General features: G+C 42.9%; 1 protein-coding gene and 1 pseudogene. One reads left to right on the top strand and one right to left on the bottom strand.

From position 1 onward, the window contains the following. Positions 1–401: transporter substrate-binding domain-containing protein (locus tag R7R24_RS27510; RefSeq protein ID WP_318120240.1), on the bottom strand; the 401-nt coding region annotated here is incomplete at its 3' end. A 115-nt stretch (positions 402–516) separates the two neighbouring features. On the opposite strand from R7R24_RS27510, the pseudogene R7R24_RS27505 reads away from it, so the two are divergent. Beyond that, positions 517–662, top strand: a pseudogene (locus R7R24_RS27505) (amino acid ABC transporter permease); the annotation flags it as partial.

Below are 662 nucleotides of genomic sequence, written 5' to 3'. Positions count from 1 at the left end.
TCAGAGAATTTGGCGAGGTCTTTTTTCTGCACCACTGGCACAAACGCCAAGTAGAAATAGGGTTGGCTATAACCAGCCACCTTCGCACGCGACATGTTTAAAGACGCACTGCCAGTGATGTCGTACTTGTTGGCCGTAATGCCATTAACCAGCGTTTTCCAATCGGTGGCAACGTACTCCACTTTGACACCCAAATCTTTAGCAAGCTCGGTTGTGACATCAATATCAAAACCACGATAACTGTTCGTGGCTGGATCTTTCATTGTCATCGGATTCCAGTCCCCAGTCGTCCCTACTCTCAACACGCCTTTATCCAGAATCTCTTGAAGACGGCTCTGAGCATGAACAACTTGAGTGACCATAAGCAGACATATTCCTAGCGCAAACAAAATCTTTTTCATTTTTATTCCCTTAAAAATAATGACCTTATACGGTTTAATTATTAACCTTTATTACAACCCCATTGATAACATAGCAGTAACAATGGAAGTTTTTTAGTTAATTCAGGGAGTAAATGTGACCTTTCGAACTCTATGGCTGATTTCGCTGCTGTTGTTAACGGGTTGCTCAGATTACCAATGGGGCTGGTATGTACTCGACCCGTCAACGGAACAAGGGATAACCAACCTAAAGTTTTTAGTCGTGGGGTTTAATGACACCAT

Source organism: Vibrio sp. 704, assembly GCF_033339295.1.
The sequence above is the reverse complement of the archived record's forward strand: the minus strand, read 5'-3'. Positions and strand labels throughout refer to the sequence as shown.